At 63.2% G+C, this 18,031-nt stretch carries 16 protein-coding genes; 10 read left to right on the top strand and 6 right to left on the bottom strand.

Features of this window, described 5'->3' with window-relative positions:
- Positions 1 to 120 precede the first annotated feature (120 nt).
- Entirely contained in the window at positions 121 to 2,442 is a 2,322-nt protein-coding gene (gene clpA, locus MKI88_RS07195) for an ATP-dependent Clp protease ATP-binding subunit ClpA (protein WP_241630301.1), read from the top strand.
- Positions 2,443 to 2,616: 174 nt separating this feature from the next.
- Positions 2,617 to 4,317, top strand: coding sequence for a diguanylate cyclase (locus MKI88_RS07190; RefSeq protein ID WP_241630300.1), 1,701 nt, complete (start codon positions 2,617 to 2,619; stop codon positions 4,315 to 4,317).
- Between the two features lie 21 nt (positions 4,318 to 4,338).
- Here the strand turns inward: MKI88_RS07190 and MKI88_RS07185 are convergent, their stop codons facing one another.
- Positions 4,339 to 4,899: an OmpA family protein gene (locus tag MKI88_RS07185; RefSeq protein ID WP_241630298.1), complete on the bottom strand. Its 561-nt coding sequence runs from the start codon at positions 4,897 to 4,899 to the stop codon at positions 4,339 to 4,341.
- 163 nt (positions 4,900 to 5,062) lie between these two features.
- On the opposite strand from MKI88_RS07185, the gene MKI88_RS07180 reads away from it, so the two are divergent.
- Together MKI88_RS07180 and MKI88_RS07175 are read left to right on the top strand one after the other, a co-directional pair.
- Entirely contained in the window at positions 5,063 to 5,944 is an 882-nt protein-coding gene (locus tag MKI88_RS07180; RefSeq protein WP_241630296.1) for a dienelactone hydrolase family protein, read from the top strand.
- A gap of 53 nt (positions 5,945 to 5,997) precedes the next feature.
- Positions 5,998 to 6,636 (top strand): glutathione S-transferase family protein, encoded by a 639-nt coding sequence (locus MKI88_RS07175; protein ID WP_241630294.1) that lies wholly within the window; start codon positions 5,998 to 6,000, stop codon positions 6,634 to 6,636.
- 63 nt (positions 6,637 to 6,699) lie between these two features.
- On the opposite strand, the gene MKI88_RS07170 is transcribed toward MKI88_RS07175, so the two are convergent.
- Complete coding sequence (locus tag MKI88_RS07170) at positions 6,700 to 7,434, bottom strand: Bax inhibitor-1/YccA family protein (protein ID WP_241630292.1); 735 nt, start codon at positions 7,432 to 7,434, stop codon at positions 6,700 to 6,702.
- 121 nt (positions 7,435 to 7,555) lie between these two features.
- Here MKI88_RS07170 and thpR point away from each other — a divergent pair, with 121 nt between their 5' ends.
- Complete coding sequence (gene thpR, locus MKI88_RS07165; protein WP_241630290.1) at positions 7,556 to 8,092, top strand: RNA 2',3'-cyclic phosphodiesterase; 537 nt, start codon at positions 7,556 to 7,558, stop codon at positions 8,090 to 8,092.
- Here the strand turns inward: thpR and MKI88_RS07160 are convergent.
- On the bottom strand, positions 8,082 to 8,540 hold the full coding sequence (locus MKI88_RS07160) for a low molecular weight protein-tyrosine-phosphatase (RefSeq protein ID WP_281063720.1): 459 nt from the start codon (positions 8,538 to 8,540) through the stop codon (positions 8,082 to 8,084). The two genes, thpR and MKI88_RS07160, sit on opposite strands and share 11 nt — an antisense overlap.
- 73 nt (positions 8,541 to 8,613) lie before the next feature.
- Between MKI88_RS07160 and MKI88_RS07155 the strand changes: the two genes are divergently transcribed.
- A complete protein-coding gene (locus MKI88_RS07155) occupies positions 8,614 to 10,212 on the top strand; it encodes an MFS transporter (protein ID WP_241630289.1) in 1,599 nt (532 codons plus the stop codon).
- On the opposite strand, the gene MKI88_RS07150 is transcribed toward MKI88_RS07155, so the two are convergent.
- A complete protein-coding gene (locus MKI88_RS07150; protein WP_241630288.1) occupies positions 10,209 to 10,769 on the bottom strand; it encodes a superoxide dismutase family protein in 561 nt (186 codons plus the stop codon). The genes MKI88_RS07155 and MKI88_RS07150 overlap by 4 nt on opposite strands.
- Positions 10,770 to 10,901: 132 nt before the next feature.
- On the opposite strand from MKI88_RS07150, the gene MKI88_RS07145 reads away from it, so the two are divergent.
- From MKI88_RS07145 to wecC, 3 genes are read left to right on the top strand one after another with little or no spacing between them, the layout of a single operon-like run.
- The gene (locus MKI88_RS07145; protein ID WP_241630286.1) at positions 10,902 to 11,900 is read left to right on the top strand and encodes a GDP-mannose 4,6-dehydratase; all 999 of its coding nucleotides are present in this window, start codon (positions 10,902 to 10,904) and stop codon (positions 11,898 to 11,900) included.
- Between the two features lie 34 nt (positions 11,901 to 11,934).
- Positions 11,935 to 13,077, top strand: coding sequence for a non-hydrolyzing UDP-N-acetylglucosamine 2-epimerase (wecB, locus tag MKI88_RS07140; protein ID WP_241630284.1), 1,143 nt, complete (start codon positions 11,935 to 11,937; stop codon positions 13,075 to 13,077).
- Positions 13,055 to 14,377, top strand: coding sequence for a UDP-N-acetyl-D-mannosamine dehydrogenase (gene wecC, locus MKI88_RS07135; RefSeq protein WP_241630282.1), 1,323 nt, complete (start codon positions 13,055 to 13,057; stop codon positions 14,375 to 14,377). Before wecB ends, wecC begins: the two co-directional genes overlap by 23 nt.
- Positions 14,378 to 14,489: 112 nt before the next feature.
- On the opposite strand, the gene MKI88_RS07130 is transcribed toward wecC, so the two are convergent.
- On the bottom strand, positions 14,490 to 15,254 hold the full coding sequence (locus MKI88_RS07130; protein WP_241630281.1) for a metallophosphoesterase: 765 nt from the start codon (positions 15,252 to 15,254) through the stop codon (positions 14,490 to 14,492).
- 380 nt (positions 15,255 to 15,634) lie between these two features.
- On the opposite strand from MKI88_RS07130, the gene MKI88_RS07125 reads away from it, so the two are divergent.
- On the top strand, positions 15,635 to 15,892 hold the full coding sequence (locus MKI88_RS07125) for a hypothetical protein (RefSeq protein WP_119762280.1): 258 nt from the start codon (positions 15,635 to 15,637) through the stop codon (positions 15,890 to 15,892).
- A 479-nt stretch (positions 15,893 to 16,371) separates the two neighbouring features.
- On the opposite strand, the gene MKI88_RS07120 is transcribed toward MKI88_RS07125, so the two are convergent.
- Positions 16,372 to 17,439, bottom strand: coding sequence for an OmpA family protein (locus MKI88_RS07120; RefSeq protein WP_241630279.1), 1,068 nt, complete (start codon positions 17,437 to 17,439; stop codon positions 16,372 to 16,374).
- Positions 17,440 to 18,031: the final 592 nt, after the last annotated feature.

Below are 18,031 nucleotides of genomic sequence, written 5' to 3'. Positions count from 1 at the left end.
GCGCGGCAGGCGCGATATTTTCCGGTGCGACACGGCTGTCCTTGATCAACCCTTCAGCACTACCGACATATAATGAACCGGGGACGGGCGTATCCGTTGCCCCGCATGGAGTAGAGTGAAATGCCGTCATTCGCCAACGCGCTCGAAAAAACGCTGCACAAGGCGCTCGAAGCCGCATCCCAGCGTCGCCACGAATATGCGACGCTGGAACATCTGCTGCTCGCGCTGATCGACGATGAACATGCCAGCCAGGTGATGGCGGCATGCGGCGTCGACATGGGCGAGCTGCGCGACGCCGTGACCACCTATCTCGATGGCGAGCTCGACGCGCTCAAGGTCGAGGGCGAAACCGATCCGTCGCCAACCAGCGGCTTTCAGCGGGTGGTCCAGCGCGCGATCCTGCATGTGCAGTCCTCGGGCCGCGACGAAGTGACCGGCGCGAACGTGCTCGTCGCCCTCTTCTCGGAACGCGAGAGCTATGCCGTATATTTCCTGCAGCAGCAGGACATGAGCCGCCTCGATGCCGTCAGCTATATCAGCCACGGAGTTGGCAAGGGCAGCGCGATCCCCGAGCAGCGCGAGGTGAAGGGCGCCGAGGAAGAAAAGAGCCAGAAGGCGGATCCGAAACAGAAGAACGAGAGCGCGCTCAAGCAGTTCACGGTCGACCTCAACGAAAAGGCCAGGGCGGGCAAGGTCGATCCGCTGATCGGCCGCTCCGCCGAGGTCGACCGCACCGTACAGATCCTGTGCCGCCGCTCGAAGAATAACCCGCTTTATGTGGGCGATCCCGGCGTCGGCAAGACCGCGATCGCCGAAGGGCTGGCGCGCAAGATCATCGAGGGCGACGTCCCCGATGTGCTTCGGCCCGCGGTGATCTATTCGCTCGACATGGGTGCGCTGCTCGCGGGCACGCGTTATCGCGGCGATTTCGAGGAGCGGCTGAAGGCGGTGGTGACCGAGCTCGAAAAGCTCCCCCACGCAATCCTCTTCATCGACGAGATCCACACCGTGATCGGTGCGGGCGCCACCTCGGGCGGTGCGATGGATGCCTCGAACCTCCTCAAGCCCGCACTGTCGGGCGGGACGATCCGCTGCATCGGGTCGACCACCTACAAGGAGTTCCGCAACCATTTCGAGAAGGACCGCGCGCTGCTGCGGCGCTTCCAGAAGATCGACGTCAACGAGCCGACCATCGAGGATACGATCAAGATCCTCGCCGGCCTGCGCACGGCGTTCGAGGAGCATCATCACGTCAAGTACACGCCCGACGCGATCAAGGCGGCGGTGGACCTGTCGGCGCGCTACATCAACGACCGCAAGCTGCCCGACAAGGCGATCGACGTGATCGACGAGGTCGGCGCGATGCAGATGCTGGTGCCGCCCTCCAAGCGCAAGAAGACGATCACCCCCAAGGAGATCGAGGCGGTGGTCGCGACAATGGCGCGCATCCCGCCCAAGTCGGTCTCGACCGACGATAAGGCGACGCTCGCCAATCTCGAGACCGACCTGAAGCGCGTCGTGTTCGGCCAGAACCAGGCGATCGAGGTGCTCAGTTCGGCGATCAAGCTCAGCCGTGCGGGCCTGCGCGATCCCGACAAGCCGATCGGCAATTACCTCTTCTCCGGCCCGACGGGCGTCGGCAAGACCGAGGTTGCGCGCCAGCTTGCGTCGATCATGGGTATCCCGCTCCAGCGCTTCGACATGTCCGAATATATGGAGCGCCACAGCGTTTCGCGTCTGATCGGCGCGCCTCCGGGCTATGTCGGCTATGACCAGGGCGGCCTGCTCACCGACGCGGTCGACCAGCAGCCGCATTCGGTGCTGCTGCTCGACGAGATCGAGAAGGCGCATCCCGACCTCTTCAACATCCTGCTGCAGGTGATGGACAACGGGAAGCTCACCGACCACCACGGCAAGACCGTCGATTTCCGCAACGTCGTCCTCATCATGACGACCAATGCGGGGGCGATGGACATGGCGAGCGAGGGCATTGGTTTCGGCAATATTTCGAAGGAAGACGCGAGCGAGGAGGCGGTGAAGAAGATGTTCACCCCCGAATTCCGCAACCGCCTCGATGCGATCGTCCCCTTCGGCTACCTGCCGCCCGAGGTCGTCAGCCGCGTGGTCGAGAAGTTCATCCTCCAGCTCGAACTCCAGCTGGCGGATCGCAATGTCCACATCACCCTGGACGACGACGCCAAGCGCTGGCTCACCGCCAAGGGCTATGACAGGCTCTACGGCGCACGTCCTATGGGCCGCCTGATCCAGGAAAAGATCAAGCAGCCCCTCGCCGAGGAACTGCTGTTCGGCAAGCTGGTTCATGGTGGCGAGGTCCGCGTCCATATGAAGGACGATGCGCTCGCCTTCGAGGTGACGCCCGCCGCACCCAAGAAGCCCAAAAAGGGTGGCGGGAAGAAGGCCGAGCCCGCCAAGGCGAAATAAGGCATCATGCCAGATCGAGGGGGCAGGATCGCAGACGCGGTCCTGCCCTTTCTTTTGTCTTCGTCGCCTGACGCCACGTGTCGCCGCCGATCGGACTGGGCAATGGGCGCCCCCGTTTTCCGCGAAGACATTTGGTTAACCCGTTCTTTGCGGTTTGATGCTACCGCAAGTTCCATGGATTCGCGTACCGGATCATGGCTGGGCCGCAGCCTCGCGGCGATGTTTGCGCTGCTGGCGATATTCGTGTCGAGCCCGGCTGTCACCGCACAAGGCGATACGCGCATTCGCCCGGTTCCCTGTCTGCACGCCGATATCGGCGACACGACCGAAGCCGATATCCTTGGCGGGACAGTGCCGCTCGACTGCGGAGCGCGGCAGACGGTCCATGGCGGCGGCAATTTCTGGGTGTTGCTCACCGGCTTTTCGGCAACGAGCCGCGCCGACGATCCGCTCGTGCTCAGGACCGCGAGTGTCTGGCAGGACGCGGTGACGCTGCAGATCCGCTATGCCGATGGCTTCACTGCGCAAATCGCGGCGACCTCGGCCAACACGTCGCCGCGGATCAGGCCGGGTGCATTCATCCAATATGACCTGCCCGTGCGCAATGTGCCGATCAACACCATCGTCGCCCATGTCGAAGGATCGGCGAACGTCCGGGGCGTATTGTTTTCCCCTGAAATCCTGACCAGAAGCCAAGCCGCCCGGCGCGACCTTGTGCTGACCGCGCTCTATGCGGGCTTTCTGGGCCTTTGCCTGGCGCTGCTTTGCTACAATCTTATGATGTGGGCGGTGATGCGCCGCCGCTTCCAGCTTGCCTATTGCGCGATGCTGGTGGCGATGATGGCCTATGCCTTCTCTTCGTCGGGGGCACTTGCCTGGGTATGGCCCGCGATCGACAATAATGACCGGTTGCGCATCAACTATGGGCTGCTGACGCTCGTGGTCGCCGCGGCGATCGCGTTCGTCCGACATTTCTTTGAAGCGCGGATCATCCCGCGCTGGCTGCTCCGCCTGACCAGAGTTGCAACCGTCACGTCGCTGACGGCGACGACCGCCTTGGTGGTGCTTGCGCCGACGCGGTTCTCGCTGCTCGACGCCGCCAACTCCATCGCGCTGGGAGCGCTGTTGTTCTGCGCAATACCGATGATCGTCTTCGCCCGGATTCGCCGCAGCCGTTTCCTGACCGTCTTTCTCGTCGCCTGGGCCGCGCCCTTCATCTTCGCGGTGATCCGCGTCATCGCCAATCTCGGCCTCATCCCGCCCTCCTTCTGGATCGACAACAGCACGGTCATGGCGATGAGCGCGGAGGCGCTTTTGAGCGCGGTGGCGATCGCCTATCGCATCCGCCTGCTCAGCGACGAGCGCGACAGCGCACGCGCCAGCGAAACGCTGGCGAGGCTGATCGCCGCGACCGACCCGATCACCGGCATGCCCAATCGCCGCGCTTTTATGGCCGCTGCGGTTGGCGCGGACGAGCCCCAGCGGTTGTTATTGGTGCATATCGACGGTTTCAAGGAGATCAATGACCGCATCGGCCATGACGGCGGCGACGAAGTCCTGCGGATCGTCGCGCAAATATTGCAGCGGTTCGCGCCGCGCGATGCGCCCGTCGCCCGGCTGGGCGGTATCGAGTTTGCACTGCTCGTGCCCGCACGCGCCGCCGAGTCCGTCTCGCCCGCGACCCTGCTCGACGAGGTGCGCACCGCGCGGATGCCGTCGGGAATCAAGGTCACGATCAGCATCGGCATTGCAGAGGGTCCGATCGTCACCGAGGAAGACTGGACCGCGCTCTACCGCGACGCTGATCGCGCGCGATACCGGGCCAGCCGCGACGGCGGTGGTCGCTTCCGGATCAACCTCGCGCACGCCGTCTAGGTCGCGTCCCCGCGCCCCATCCTATTTGGCAAGGACGATCAGCTCGATCCGGCGATTGCGCGCACGGCCATCAGGGGTCGCATTGTCCGCAATGGGTTCCGACATGCCCTTGCCGGCGGTCTCGATCCGATCTTCCTGGATTCCTGCCTCCACGAGCATCTGCCTGGCCACGTTCGCGCGATCTTCCGATATTTTCTGGTTCGCATCCGCGTCTCCCGCACCGTCGCTATGTCCGACAAAACGGATCCGGACATCGGGATAGGATTTGAGCAGCTGGACGAGCTCCGGGAGCATCGCGCGCGTCGCGGGGCTCGCGGTCGAGGACCAGTCATCGAACTGTTTGCCACCGATTTCGAAGCTCCGCGGCGCGGGATCGCGCGAGGCGAGATAATGGGCGAGCTTTTCGCCGACAGACCCCGGCTCGACCGCAATCGTTGCGCCGTTAGGCAGGCCGATGAACTGGCTGCGCACCTGATCGGCAGGCACCTCGACGCTTTCCGCCTTCCGCTGCGCCGCGCGTTCGCCGCAGGCACCGAGCGAAAGCGCGAGTATCAGCACCCAGCTTCGGTGACCGGACAGCATTTACAGCCTCCATGAAATCGGGGGTTGAGCCCTGCGACTATCCCGCAGCCGGCCGCAGCTTACAAGCGCAATGCAGCGCTGCCGGCCGCTTCGCTACCCCTCGCCATTGCCGCGAGGATGCCCGAGCGCCTATCATTGCCGCTTCACATCAAGGGAGGATGCCGTGATCGACCGATCGATCCGCCAACAGGCCATCGCACTCTACGATCGCTATACCCATGAAACGCTCGACCGCCGCGCGTTCATGGCCGAACTGACGCGGCTGGCCGGAAGTGCCGCTGCGGCCAACGCGCTGCTGCTGTCGATCGCCGCTGATCCCGCGGGTGCGGCGATCGTCCCCCCTGACGACAAGCGCCTCGTTGTGCGCAAGGGTCCCTATGAGCTGGATGACGGCACGATGACGGGGTATTTCGCCAAGCCCGCCAGCCCCAGGGCCAAGCTTGGCGCGATCATGGTCATCCATGAAAATCGCGGCCTCAACGCGCATGTCGAGGACGTCGCGCGCCGCCTTGCGCTGGCAGGGTTCTTCGTCGTCGCGCCCGATTTCCTGTCGGCTTCGGGGGGAACCCCGGCCGATGAAGACAAGGCGCGCGAGATGATCGGCAAGCTCGATTATCAGCGCGCGATCGCCGCGGGCGTATCGACCATCAGGCGCCTGAAGTCCCTGGAGAACACCAATGGCAAGGCCGGCACAGTCGGATTTTGCTGGGGCGGCGCGATGGTCAACCAGGTGGCGCTGGCAGCGGGCAAGCAACTGGACGCTGGCGTGTCATATTACGGCCCCGCGCCCGCCGCTTCCGAAGCGGTCCGGATCCAGGCCCCGCTGCTGCTGCACTATGCCGGCAACGACGCGCGCGTGAATGCGACGGGAATGCCCTGGACGGAAGCGCTCAAAAAGGCGGGCAAGGCGGTGGAGAGCTTCACTTATCCCGGCGTCGAGCACGCCTTCAACAACGATACCTCCAGCGCGCGTTACAACAAGGACGCCGCCGATCTGGCGTGGGACCGCACCTTGGCCTTCTTCAAGCGCTATCTGGCGCCGTGACGCGACCAATTGTTCCTGTTATGTTCCATGCCTGATTCGCAAGGAGAGCAGCCATGTCCGCCGAACTCGTTCTCTATACAAATCCCATGTCGCGTGGTCGCATCGCACGCTGGATGATCGAAGAGGTTGGCGCGCCTTATCGCACCGAAACTCTGGATTATGGCACGACGATGAAGGGCGCCGACTATCTGGCGATCAATCCCATGGGCAAGGTGCCCGCGATCCGGCACGGCGACACCGTGGTGACCGAATGCGCGGCGATCTGCGCCTATCTGGCCGACGCCTTTCCCGAAGCCGGCCTTGCCCCCGCTCCCACCGAACGCGGCGACTATTATCGCTGGCTGTTCTTCGCTGCGGGACCGCTGGAAGCCGCGATCATGGATCGCACGCTTGGTGTCGAAGTGCCCGACGACAAGAAAATGATGGCGGGCTATGGCTGTTATGACGACGCGGTGAATGCGCTCGAACAGGCCGTCACTGGCAGGCAGTTCATCGCACGCGACCGCTTCAGCGCCGCCGATGTCTATGTCGGATCGCACATCATGTGGGGGACGCAGTTCGGGACGCTGCCCAAAAAGCCGGCCTTTGAAACCTATATTGCCGGTCTTTCGACCAGGCCCGCCTTTATTCGGGCGAGCGCGCTGGATGATGCCGCGATGCCGGCGCAGCCGGCGCCGGCCGAACCCGCCTGAACAAAAAAAGACCCGGCAGCTTGCGCTGCCGGGTCACGGCTCGGATCGGAAGTTCCTGACGAACTATTCGCGGTTGCCCATGAAGCTGAGCAGGAACTGGAACATGTTGATGAAGTCCAGATAGAGCGACAGCGCGCCCATGATGACCGTCTTGCCCATCATGTCGGTGCCCGCGACATAGGCGTACATCGACTTGATACGCTGGGTGTCATAGGCGGTCAGACCAGCGAACAGCAGCACGCCAATGAAGCTGATCACCAGCGCCATCGTCCCCGACTGGAGGAAGATGTTGATGACCGACGCGACGATCAGGCCGACAAGACCCATGATCAGGAACGTGCCGAAGCCCGACAGATCCTTCTTGGTCGTGTAGCCCCACAGGCTGAGGCCCGCAAAGGCCGCCGCGGTCGCGAAGAAGGTCTGCGCGATCGAGGTCCCCGTATAGACGAGGAAGATCGACGACATCGACAGGCCCATCACCGTGGCAAATGCCCAGAAGCAGGCCTGGAGCGCGCCCGTCGACAGCCGGTTGAGGCCAAAGCTCATGACCATCACGAACGCCAGCGGCGACAGGATGATCAGCCATTTGAGCAGGCCCGGCCCCATCAGGATGCTCTGCGCCAGACCCGAACTGGCGAAGAGCAACGCGACGATGCCCGTCAGCAGCACGCCCGACGCCATATAGTTGTAGACAGAAAGCATGTAGGACCGCAGCCCCGCATCGAATGCGGCATCGCGCGCACCGGCTTGCGCCGGGAAGCCCGCGGCTGTCGTCCGGGGGTCAGACCAGTTTGCCATTTGAATTCGTCTCCTTTGCCCGGCCAAGGGGCCGGATGGCTTCAATATCGGTTGAAACAATCAGAGTTTCAAGGAAAACCGGACAAGATCATCCCCCATACTTCTGTTACAAAATGTTTCTATGCATCGTCTTTTTGCAGCGATCCGACCACCTGCGGCCATTCGCCGGCAACTTCTTGGCCTTATGGGCGGCATTCCGCGGGCGCGCTGGCAGGACGATGACCAGTTGCACCTGACGTTGCGATTCATCGGCGAAGTCGATCGTCATAGAGCGACCGATGCTGCCGCCGTGCTCGGTCATGTCCGTCACCCCGCCTTCGACATCGCGCTGAGCGGTATCGGCGCCTTCGATCGGCGGGGGCGCGCCGACGCGCTGTGGGCGGGCGTGACGCCCCATGATGACTTGGCGCTGCTCCACAACAAGATCGACCAGGCGCTCGCACGGATAGGTCTGGCACCCGAGACACGCGCCTATCTGCCGCACATCACGCTCGCGCGGTTCGGACGCGATGCGGGATCCATGGATGGCTTCGCCGAAAGCCATGGCGGACTTTCGAGCGCTCCCTTTGCAGTCACGCATTTCATCCTGTTCGAATCGACGCTCGGTAGCGAGGGCGCACGCTATGACGTCGTGGAACGCTACGCGCTTAGCGCCTGAGCCGTTCCACCAGTCCCTGCGCGCCCGCGACCACGTCGGCCCAGGTGACATCGAATCCGGCGTCGTCGCCATAATAAGGATCCGCCACCGCCTCGCCCTCGCGGCCCGGCACATGGTCGAGCAGCAGGCTGATCGCTGCGCTGGCATCCTCGGGACGCATCGCGTGCAGATTGGTCACGTTGCTCTCGTCGAGCGCGATGATGTGATCGAAGCGCATGAAGTCGATGCGCTCGACCTGCCGCGCGCGATATGCCGAAATGTCCATGCCGTTGCGCAGCGCAACCGCCTGCGCGCGCTTGTCCGGCGCATGGCCGAGATGCCAGTCACCGGTGCCCGCCGAATCCACCTCGACCTCAAGCCCCAGCCGCTCCGCCTCGGCGCGAAATGCCGCCTCCGCCAGCGGCGAGCGGCAGATATTGCCGAGACATACGAACAGCACCGACACCATTTTTCGAAACTCCTTTGCCAATCGGTCGAACCCTGTAAGCTCCGCGCCACAAAACACAAAGGAGAGCGGGCGGATGGGTGGCGGATTGTACCGATATTACGTTCTCGGCCTGTTGATGGTCATCTATGCCTTCAATTTTCTCGACCGCCAGGTCATCACGATCCTCGCCCCCTCGCTCAAGGCAGATCTCGGATTGCAGGACGCCCAACTCGGGCTGCTCTTCGGCACCGCCTTCGCGCTGTTCTATGCGCTCTTCGGCATTCCCTTGTCCAAGCTCGCCGATGGCTGGCACCGCGTGAAGACCATCTCGCTCGGCCTGAGCTTCTGGTCGGGGATGACCGCGCTCAGCGGTTTCGCCGCCAATTTCGCGCAGCTCGGCGCCGCGCGCGTGGGCGTGGGTATTGGCGAGGCCAGCGCTTCGCCCGCCGCCTATTCGCTGCTCCAGGACTATTTTCCAAAGGAGAAGCGCGCCACAGCGCTCGCCCTCTATTCGAGCGGCATCTATATCGGTGTCGGTGCCTCGCTGATCTTCGGCGGCGCGGTGATCGCCTATTGGGACACGCATTTCACGCCCGACACCCAGCCCTTCGGCCTGGCCGGGTGGCAGGCGACCTTCCTCGCCTTTGGCATCCCGGGCCTGTTGCTCGCGCTGCTGATGCGCTTGACCGTCCGCGAGCCGTCACGCGGCGCGATCGACGGCCTTCACAGCCCGGTAGACCCCCACCCCTTTCGCGCGGTGGGCCGCGAATTCGCCGCGATGTTTCCGCCCTTTTCGATCCTGGCGCTGGCGCGGAGCACAACCTCCCGTGCACCACTGCTGCGCAACGTGATGATGCTGGTTGCATCGATCCTGGGAGCGATCGTCATCATCGGCTGGACCGACGGGCTGCTGCCCCCTGAAAAACGCCCGGCAATCGCCACGCTGGTCGGGTTTGCCATTACCACCAATGTCGTACAGTGGACCGCGATCGCGATCGGTGCCTATTGCAGCTTCAGCTGGATCCAGTCGATCCGCCTGCGCGACCGGCCAACCGCGCGGCTGATCGGCAACGGCACATTTGCGATGTTGTCGATTGGCGGCGGCCTGATGTCGTTCGCCAGTTATGGCCTGTCGCCCTTCCTTTATCTTTACGCGGTCAAGACCTTCGGCGTGGGACCGGAGGCCGGCTACACGCTGGGCTGGATCCTCGCCATCGCCGGCGGCACCGGCACCGTCGCCGGCGGAATGCTCTCTGATCGCGCGCGCTCCCTGCATCCTTCGGGAAGGCTCTATGTCGTCATCGCCGCGGCAACGGCGGCGGGCATCCTGCTCTGGGTGCAGTTGCACACTGCCAGCCTGACGGTGTTCTATGCGCTGCTCGGCCTCGTCAACTTCCTCCAGATCATGTGGCTCGGGCCGGTGGCGGCAACCTCGCAGGACCTCGTGCTGCCGCGCATGCGTGGTGCTGCGACCGCGGTGTTCTTCCTTGGCACCAACATCATCGGACTCGGGCTCGGACCCTATGTCGTCGGCCTTGTGAGCGACGCGACCGGCGACCTTCGCTTCGCGATGCTCTCGGTCCTGTTCGTCCTGCCGGTGACATTGGCGATGTTCATTTTCGCCAGCCGAAAGCTCCCGGCGCTCGAGGCAAGCGTCGTAGAACGCGCCCGCGAGGCCGGGGAGCAGGTTTAGCCCGCGCTAAAGACGCCGCAGGCGATCCGTCCGCCGCTATTGCCCGTCGGATCGGTCTTGAGGTCGTCGGGATTGGCGTGGATGACGAGCGCCGCGCCGTCCTCGTCGAGCAGTCCGCCCGACCCCATCATCTTCGCGCCGTGCAGGTCGATGGTGAAGGATCCCTTCCCGTCGGTCCCGATCAGCAGATTGGGCAGGTCGCCCGCATGCGCACCCTGCGGATTGTCACGCCCATGCTGCGCGCCGCTCGGGTTCCAGTGCGCGCCCGCGCTCGCAAAGTCGGGCGCGTCGCAGCGGCCGACCATATGGACATGCGTGCCGTGCGCACCCTGCGGAAGGTTGACGCCCGTCACCGTCAGCTTCAGTCCATGCGTCATCGCTTCGATGACCGCCTCACCCACCGCGGTGCCCGTCGGCCCCTGAAGCGATGCGCGTGCTGACGTCTGAGCCGCGGGCGCAGCATCCTGAACCCCGCCGTCATTTGCAGCACATCCCGAAAGACCCAGACCGAGCAGCACCGCCGCCAGTCCCGATTGCCTCACATCACGTCTCAGCATTACGCGCTCCTTCGTTGCATTGCCCCGGCCCTTCGGTCACATACATGGTGATCGATCAGAATACCCTCCCTAACACCCGAAACGCCTTGATGAAAATCGGGTGCGGGCCGCGGAGGGAGGGAGAATGTGCGAATGACGACGCTCGTAACCGGGGCTGCGGGTTTTATCGGCTATCATGTCTGCAAGGCGCTGCTCGCACGCGGCGGCGGCGTGATCGGCATCGACAACATCAACGACTATTATGATCCGGCGCTGAAGCGCGACCGGATCCAAGCACTTGAACGCCTCAACAGCGGCCGCTTCACCTTCAAGCGTGTCGATTTTGCCGATCACGAAGCGCTCGACGCAGCGCTCGACGGCGCGGAGTTTGATCGCATCATCCACCTCGGCGCTCAGCCGGGCGTGCGCTATTCGTTGCAGAATCCGCGTGCCTATATCCAGTCCAACCTCGTCGGGCATCTCAACCTGATGGAAGTCGCGCGCAATCGCACCTCGAGCCATCTGGTCTATGCCTCGTCCTCTTCGGTCTATGGCAACAACGAGACGTTGCCCTTTCGCGTCGAGGACCGCGTCGACCACCCCGTCTCGCTCTACGCCGCGACCAAGAAGTCCGATGAGCTGATGAGCGAGACCTACGCCCATCTCTATCGCGTTCCGATGACGGGGCTGCGCTTTTTCACGGTCTATGGCCCCTGGGGCCGGCCCGACATGGCGCCCTGGATCTTCACGCGCAAGATCCTCGCGGGCGAGCCCATTCAGGTGTTCAACCACGGCGACATGCGCCGCGACTTCACCTATATCGACGACATCGTCGCGGGCATCATCGCCTGTCTCGACAATCCGCCCCCCGATGATGGCGCGGAAAAGGCGGGCGGCAGTCGCGCGCCCCACCGGCTCTACAATATCGGCAACCACCGCTCGGAAGAGCTGCTACGCTTCATTTCGGTGGTCGAGGACGCGTGCGGCAAAAAGGCAATCACCGAAATGATGCCGATGCAGCCGGGCGACGTCCGCGACACTTATGCAGATATCAGCGCGATCGAGCGCGATCTGGGCTATGCCCCAACCACCCCGATCGATATCGGCATCCCGCGCTTCGTCGAATGGTTCAGGGAATATCACGCCCGTTAGACGCTTCTTAAATCTGCATGGCTAGGGGGCAGCCATGCATAGCAGCAACAACAAGGTCATCGTCGTCTTCGGCACGCGTCCCGAGGCGATCAAGCTGTTCCCCGTGATCCAGGCACTGCGCGCCGAGCCGGGGATTGACGTGCGCGTCTGTGTGACCGCGCAGCATCGCGGGCTGCTCGATCAGGTGCTCGAGATCAGCGGCATCACGCCCGACATCGACCTTGACCTGATGCAGCCCGGCCAGTCGCTCGACGCGCTGAGCGCAAGGCTGCTGACGGGTCTCGGCGAGGTCTATGACCGCGAAAGCCCCGCGCGCGTCATCGTCCAGGGCGACACCGCCACCGCCATGATCGGCGCACTCGCTGCCTATTATCGCAAGATCCCCGTGAGCCATGTCGAAGCGGGTCTGCGCAGCTACGATATCTACCAGCCCTGGCCCGAAGAAGTGAACCGCAAGATCGTCGGCTCGATTGCCGACCAGCACTTCGCTCCTACACAGACCGCCGCAGATGCCTTGCACAAGGAGAACGTCGCGCCCGACACGGTTCATGTGACGGGCAACACCGTGATCGACGCGCTCCATGCGACGCTGGCGCGGATCGAGACCGATCCCCGCTTCGCGCGGGGCCTCGACGACATCGCCGCCCGCTTTGCCGGCAAACGCATCATCCTGGTCACGAGCCACCGGCGCGAGAATTTCGGCGGTGCTATGGAGGGCATTGCCCGCGCCCTAGGCCGTATTGCCGCGCGCGAGGATGTGGCGATCGTCTTCCCGGTTCACCCCAACCCGAATGTCCGTGCGGTCATGGACCGTCTTCTTGCGGATCGGGCCAATATCGCGCTGATCGACCCGCTCGACTATCCCCAGTTCGTCCGTCTGCTGGGCATGTGCCACATCGTCCTCACCGATAGCGGCGGCGTACAGGAAGAGGCGCCCGCGCTGGGCAAGCCCGTGCTCGTCATGCGCGAGACCACTGAGCGTCCCGAGGGCGTCGCCGCGGGCACCGCGAAGCTGATCGGAGCCAGTGAAGACCGCATTGTTTCCGAATTGTTTACGCTGTTGGACGATGATGGCGCCTGGTCAGCCATGGCGCGCGCCCACAATCCATTCGGAGACGGGAAGAGCAGCCGGCGCATTGCTAGGATCGTCGCCGATGCTCTCGGAGCACACCCCTAAAGTCATCGTCCTTGGTCTTGGTTATATCGGATTGCCCACCGCCGCGGTGATCGCGCGTTCGGGCTGCCCGGTGCTGGGTGTCGACGTCAACGCCGACGTCGTAGAAACCGTGGCTTCGGGCCGTGTCCACATAGAAGAGGTCGATCTCGACGGCCTCGTCCAGGGCGTCGTCGCGCGCGGGCTGCTACGCGCCTCGACGCGGATCGAGGCCGCAGACGTTTTCGTGATCGCGGTGCCGACCCCCTTCGAGGAGGATCACGCTCCCAATATCGGCTATGTGCTGAGCGCCGCGACGAGCATCGCGACGGTGCTCAAGGCCGGCGACACGGTCATCCTCGAATCGACCTCGCCCGTGGGTACGACCGAAAAGGTGCGCGACCTGCTCGCGCAGCTCCGCCCCGATCTGCGCGTACCCGGCCGCACGGGTGAATCCGCCGACATCGCGATCGCCTATTGCCCCGAGCGCGTGCTCCCCGGGCGCATCCTCGTCGAACTGATCGACAATGACCGCTGCATTGGCGGCATAACCCCACGCTGCGCGCGCAAGGCACTTGCCTTCTATCGGCGCTTCGTCCGGGGTCAGTGCGTGACGACCAGCGCCCGCACCGCCGAAATGGTCAAACTCACCGAAAATGCGTATCGCGACGTCAACATCGCCTTCGCCAACGAACTGTCCAAGGTGTCGGACACAATGGACCTCGACGTGTGGGAGGTGATCCGGCTCGCCAACCGCCATCCGCGCGTCAACATCCTTCAGCCGGGTCCCGGCGTCGGAGGGCACTGCATCGCGGTCGACCCCTGGTTCATCGTTCATGGCGATCCTGAAAACACTCCGCTGATCCGCACTGCACGCCAGGTCAATGACGGCAAGACCGATCACGTCATCCAGCGCGCAGTCGCGATGATCGACGAACTGCCCGGCGCGGCGATCGCCTGTCTCGGGCTCGCCTTCAAGGCCAATATCGACGATTTTCGGGAAAGCCCGGCGGTCAAGGTAGCAGCCGCCCTGGCCGGCCGGTACGGCAGCAGGGTGCGGATTGTCGAGCCATATGCGTCAGCGCTTCCCAAGGCCCTTGAAGGCACCGGCGCCACGCTGATCGATATCGACACTGCGATCGAGACTTGTCCGGTTTTTGTCGTGCTCGTCGACCATGATGTATTCAGGTCGGTGCCCGTCGACGAGCGCAGTGACAAACATGTCTACGACACACGCGGCATCTGGCCGGATCAGCCACGCCGCGAAGCACGCCCCACCTCTGCGCGTCAGTTGGGCCTTGACCGTCTCAGGCTGAGAGCCTGAAACCTGAAGCAAGGCCTCAACCATTTGAATAGAGACTGATTCACGCTTTCGGCGAAGCGCGACACCACCTCAGACGAACCCGCGCCAGGCGAATGGACGCGACCGGCTCGCCTCAGTCGGTGCTCAGGAACCAGCACTGGTCGGCTTCGAGACCGACCGCGCTCAACCTCCCGCTGGCAAAGGCTCCCGTGTCGATGCCGATCCGGTTGGGCAAGCGCTCCACCTCCTCGGTGATGCTATGCCCGTGCACGACGACGCGTGCATGCATGCCCTGATGGTTCAGGAAATCGTCGCGGATCCAGCGCAGGTCCGAGGGCCGCTGCTGCTCAAGGTCGACACCCGGGCGTATCCCCGCATGCACGAAGGCATAATCACCGACCTCGATCAGATCTTCGAACGATTCGAGAAAGGCCACGTGTTCAGCAGGGACGCGCGCTGCCAGCAGCGCGGTCAGATCCTCATATTCGAGCGTGTTATACTCGTCATCGGTGATCCCATAGCTCGCCAGCGTGGCTCTGCCGCCGATGCGGATCAGGAACTTGGTCGACTTCGCATCGCCGTGCACCGCGCGAAGCAGCACCTCTTCATGGTTGCCCTTCAGGAAACGCACATGCCGCCCTCGTGAACGAAGCCGCATCGCGCACTCCACCACGCCGGCGGAATCCGGTCCTCGGTCGACAAGGTCTCCGAGCAGGATGATCAGCGTGTCCGCGGCTCCACGCGCGGCATCGTCCTCCTCGATCCTTGCAAGGAGAACCTCCAGAAGGTCGAGCCGCCCGTGGATGTCGCCAATGGCGTATACGCGCTGCCGATCGGGAATGCGGGCGTCAGGCGCTTTTCGGTTGCGCGCCCAGCGTGTCAGTTTCGAATAGAGCATTTCTTCTGTCTGTGTCGGTTACGTAAAGCGTAGCGCGCATATAGGCGCATGGTCGCGTTTGTGCATCCCTTACATTTACTCTTAGCGTCTGCGCGGTCGCTTCGAACTCCGTCTAATTATTAAGCGACGATTAAGAGAAGGAAACAACGGGCATCCAACGCATCCGGCAATCGAAGAAGGCGTGCAACGAGTTCCTGTATCCAACACTTTGACTCGTTCGGAATGCCCCCACACGACGTCATTTTTTGTTAGCATTTTAGTGCGAAAGCCGCCGTGACAACGCCTCCTTCAATCGCGTTTTAGGGTTGTCATGATTGCATGGGTATGGCATCGGACAACCTGAGTGTTGGAAGAGCCTGTAACGTTGTAAGGAGCTAACTATGCGTCTCGGAAAAATTTCGATGGCGGCTGTCGTGGCGCTCGCAGTGTCGAGCACCCCGGTTCTCGCCCAGGCTGCTAGCCCTGCGTCGAAGCTGTCGGTTGCGACTGCTTCGAAGTCGGTCCGCACCGGTGCGACCGTCGATCGCAAGAGCGAAGCTGCCGGTGGCGGCGTCATTCTCGCGGTTCTCGCAGCTGCCGCTGTGATCGCCGGCATTGTCATCCTCGCCGACGGCGATGATGAACCCGCCAGCCCCTGAGCTGACGGCGTAAAGCCAAAAGGAAATGGCGGCCTTCGGGCCGCCATTTTTTTTGCCCCGCCGCGGACAAGTCATCCTGCATGATGGCTTGGCCGAGACTATAGCATAATGGCGGCCGAGCGCCTGTCAGAGCAGCCCCCCCCCCCCCCCGGGGCCAACTCCCGCTCCTGTCAGTGGGCATGGCGGCACCACCACGCCCATAGGCGCAAGGCGTTTCCCAAAGCATTCGAACTGGCCCTGGCGCCGGCAGACAACCCGCGTTCGGGCGTCGACACTGCTCACGAACGACAGCGGGGCGTCGCGGCGTTGAACAGCAGCAGCGCTCCCCCAAATGCCCAGTGCGCCCCACGCTGTTGAACCTCGACGTCAACAACACTGAAAGCGCAGGCGTAGAAATTGTGACAATAAAAAGGAGGCCGGCCAAATGGCCGACCTCCTCTTTTCTTTGTCGTGAAACGTGGCCCGAAGGCCACGGCCACTTACATGCCCGAGCCGGGACCGTAAGTGATTTCCACGCGACGGTTCTGCAGTTCGCGGACACCATCGGCGGTCTCGACGCGCGGACGGCTTTCGCCGAACGCTTCCGTCGCGATGACGCCCGAGGGGATGCCCTTCGATTCGAGATATGCACGGGTCGAGTCGTTACGACGCTGCGAGAGACCGACGTTGTACTGGGCCGAGCCCGACTTGTCGGCGTGACCCGCCAGCATGACCTGCGCGTTTCCGCAATCCTGATACGCGGTAACCGCGTTGTCGAGGATCGACGCTGCCTCAGGCGTGATGTTCGACTTATCCCAGTCGAAGAACACGATGTACGGCCCGGGCGTGCACACTGCCGGCGGCGGAGGCGGCGGCGGGGGCGGCGGGGGCGGCGGGGGCGGCGGCGGGGGTGGCGGCGGAGCCTCGGGCTCACCGAAGTTGTAGATCAGGCTGCCGAGGAGGCTGTGCGAACGGAAGCGCCCGCTCACGTCCTGACCTGCTGCATTGACCGTGTCGAAGCTGTCGGCGTTGAAGAAGCGATACTTCAGGCCGACATCGATGCGGTCCGAAAGCGGAGCGCGGACGCCCGCAATCGCCTGCCAGGCAAAGCCCGTGTCCGAATCATCGATGAAATCGCCGGGGACGTCGATATCCCAGTCAGCATCGACGCGGGCTACGCCCACACCGCCGCCGATGAAGCCCTGAAGGCCGTCATCCTCGCCGAAATCGACGAGAGCGTTGACCATGAAGCTCAGCGCGGTTGACGAACCACCGGGCGTGGTGTCGCCAAAGGCAGGCGTCTGGATCGATTCGATCGAAGCGCCCTTGTAGCCGATCTCGGCTTCAGCGCGGAATCCGCCGAAGTCATAACCGATGATAGCATCGAAATCATAACCCCAGTCGTGATTGACACTTGCGGCATTGTCGATGTCGTTGATGTCGAGATCCATGTCCTCGACAAGCATCGCACCACCTTCGACACCAATGTACCACGCATCGTCTCGCGCCAGGGCGGGCGAGGCAATGGCCGTGGAGGCGAGTGCCATCGCTATGGCAAGCTTCCGCATAGTATTCCCCTTTCTCAGTTGTCACTTAGGACAGCGGTTTATTCACTACCCAATGCCAAGTCTTCGCGCAAGCCGCCAAATAGCCTGATATGTGGCCAAAATGTCGCACTTCTTTGCCATTGAGCACGTCGTTGAGAACCCCGTTTGGCTAATATGGTTCCCCCAATTCCGTTGTCAGTTCGAAATTATTCCGGGTGCGCGAAGCCGCAAGCTCCGCCACGACAGCGCCGTGCACTTCTGCATCAACAACGCCCCCGGCCAAGGATTTGCAACGGACGCCTGTTGGGCTCCACGCACGCGCTGCTCACCTCGATCCGGACGCGCGCATCAAAGCCGGGTCAAAGTCGAATGAGCCGCGAACTGCCCAGAGCAGCAGATTGCGCAACCATGAGGCGCATGTCCTTGCATCAACGCGGCAAAGCGCCATTCCACCCGCCCTCCACCAGGCGAATTGCGCCGCACGTCCAGCCCAGCCCTGTTGGCGCAGATCCCAATAGCCATGCCTGTCCGTCGCGGTTGAATCGTTGGTGCCAAGCACCCCGGCGGCAGGATTGACCAGGCAATCGGTTAGCAAGAGCGCTTCGTTGGCATC

Source organism: Sphingomonas sp. LaA6.9 (genome assembly GCF_022601895.1).
Taxonomy (GTDB): domain Bacteria; phylum Pseudomonadota; class Alphaproteobacteria; order Sphingomonadales; family Sphingomonadaceae; genus Sphingobium_A.
Note: the sequence above shows the minus strand (reverse complement) of the source record. Positions and strands in the feature narration are given on the sequence as shown.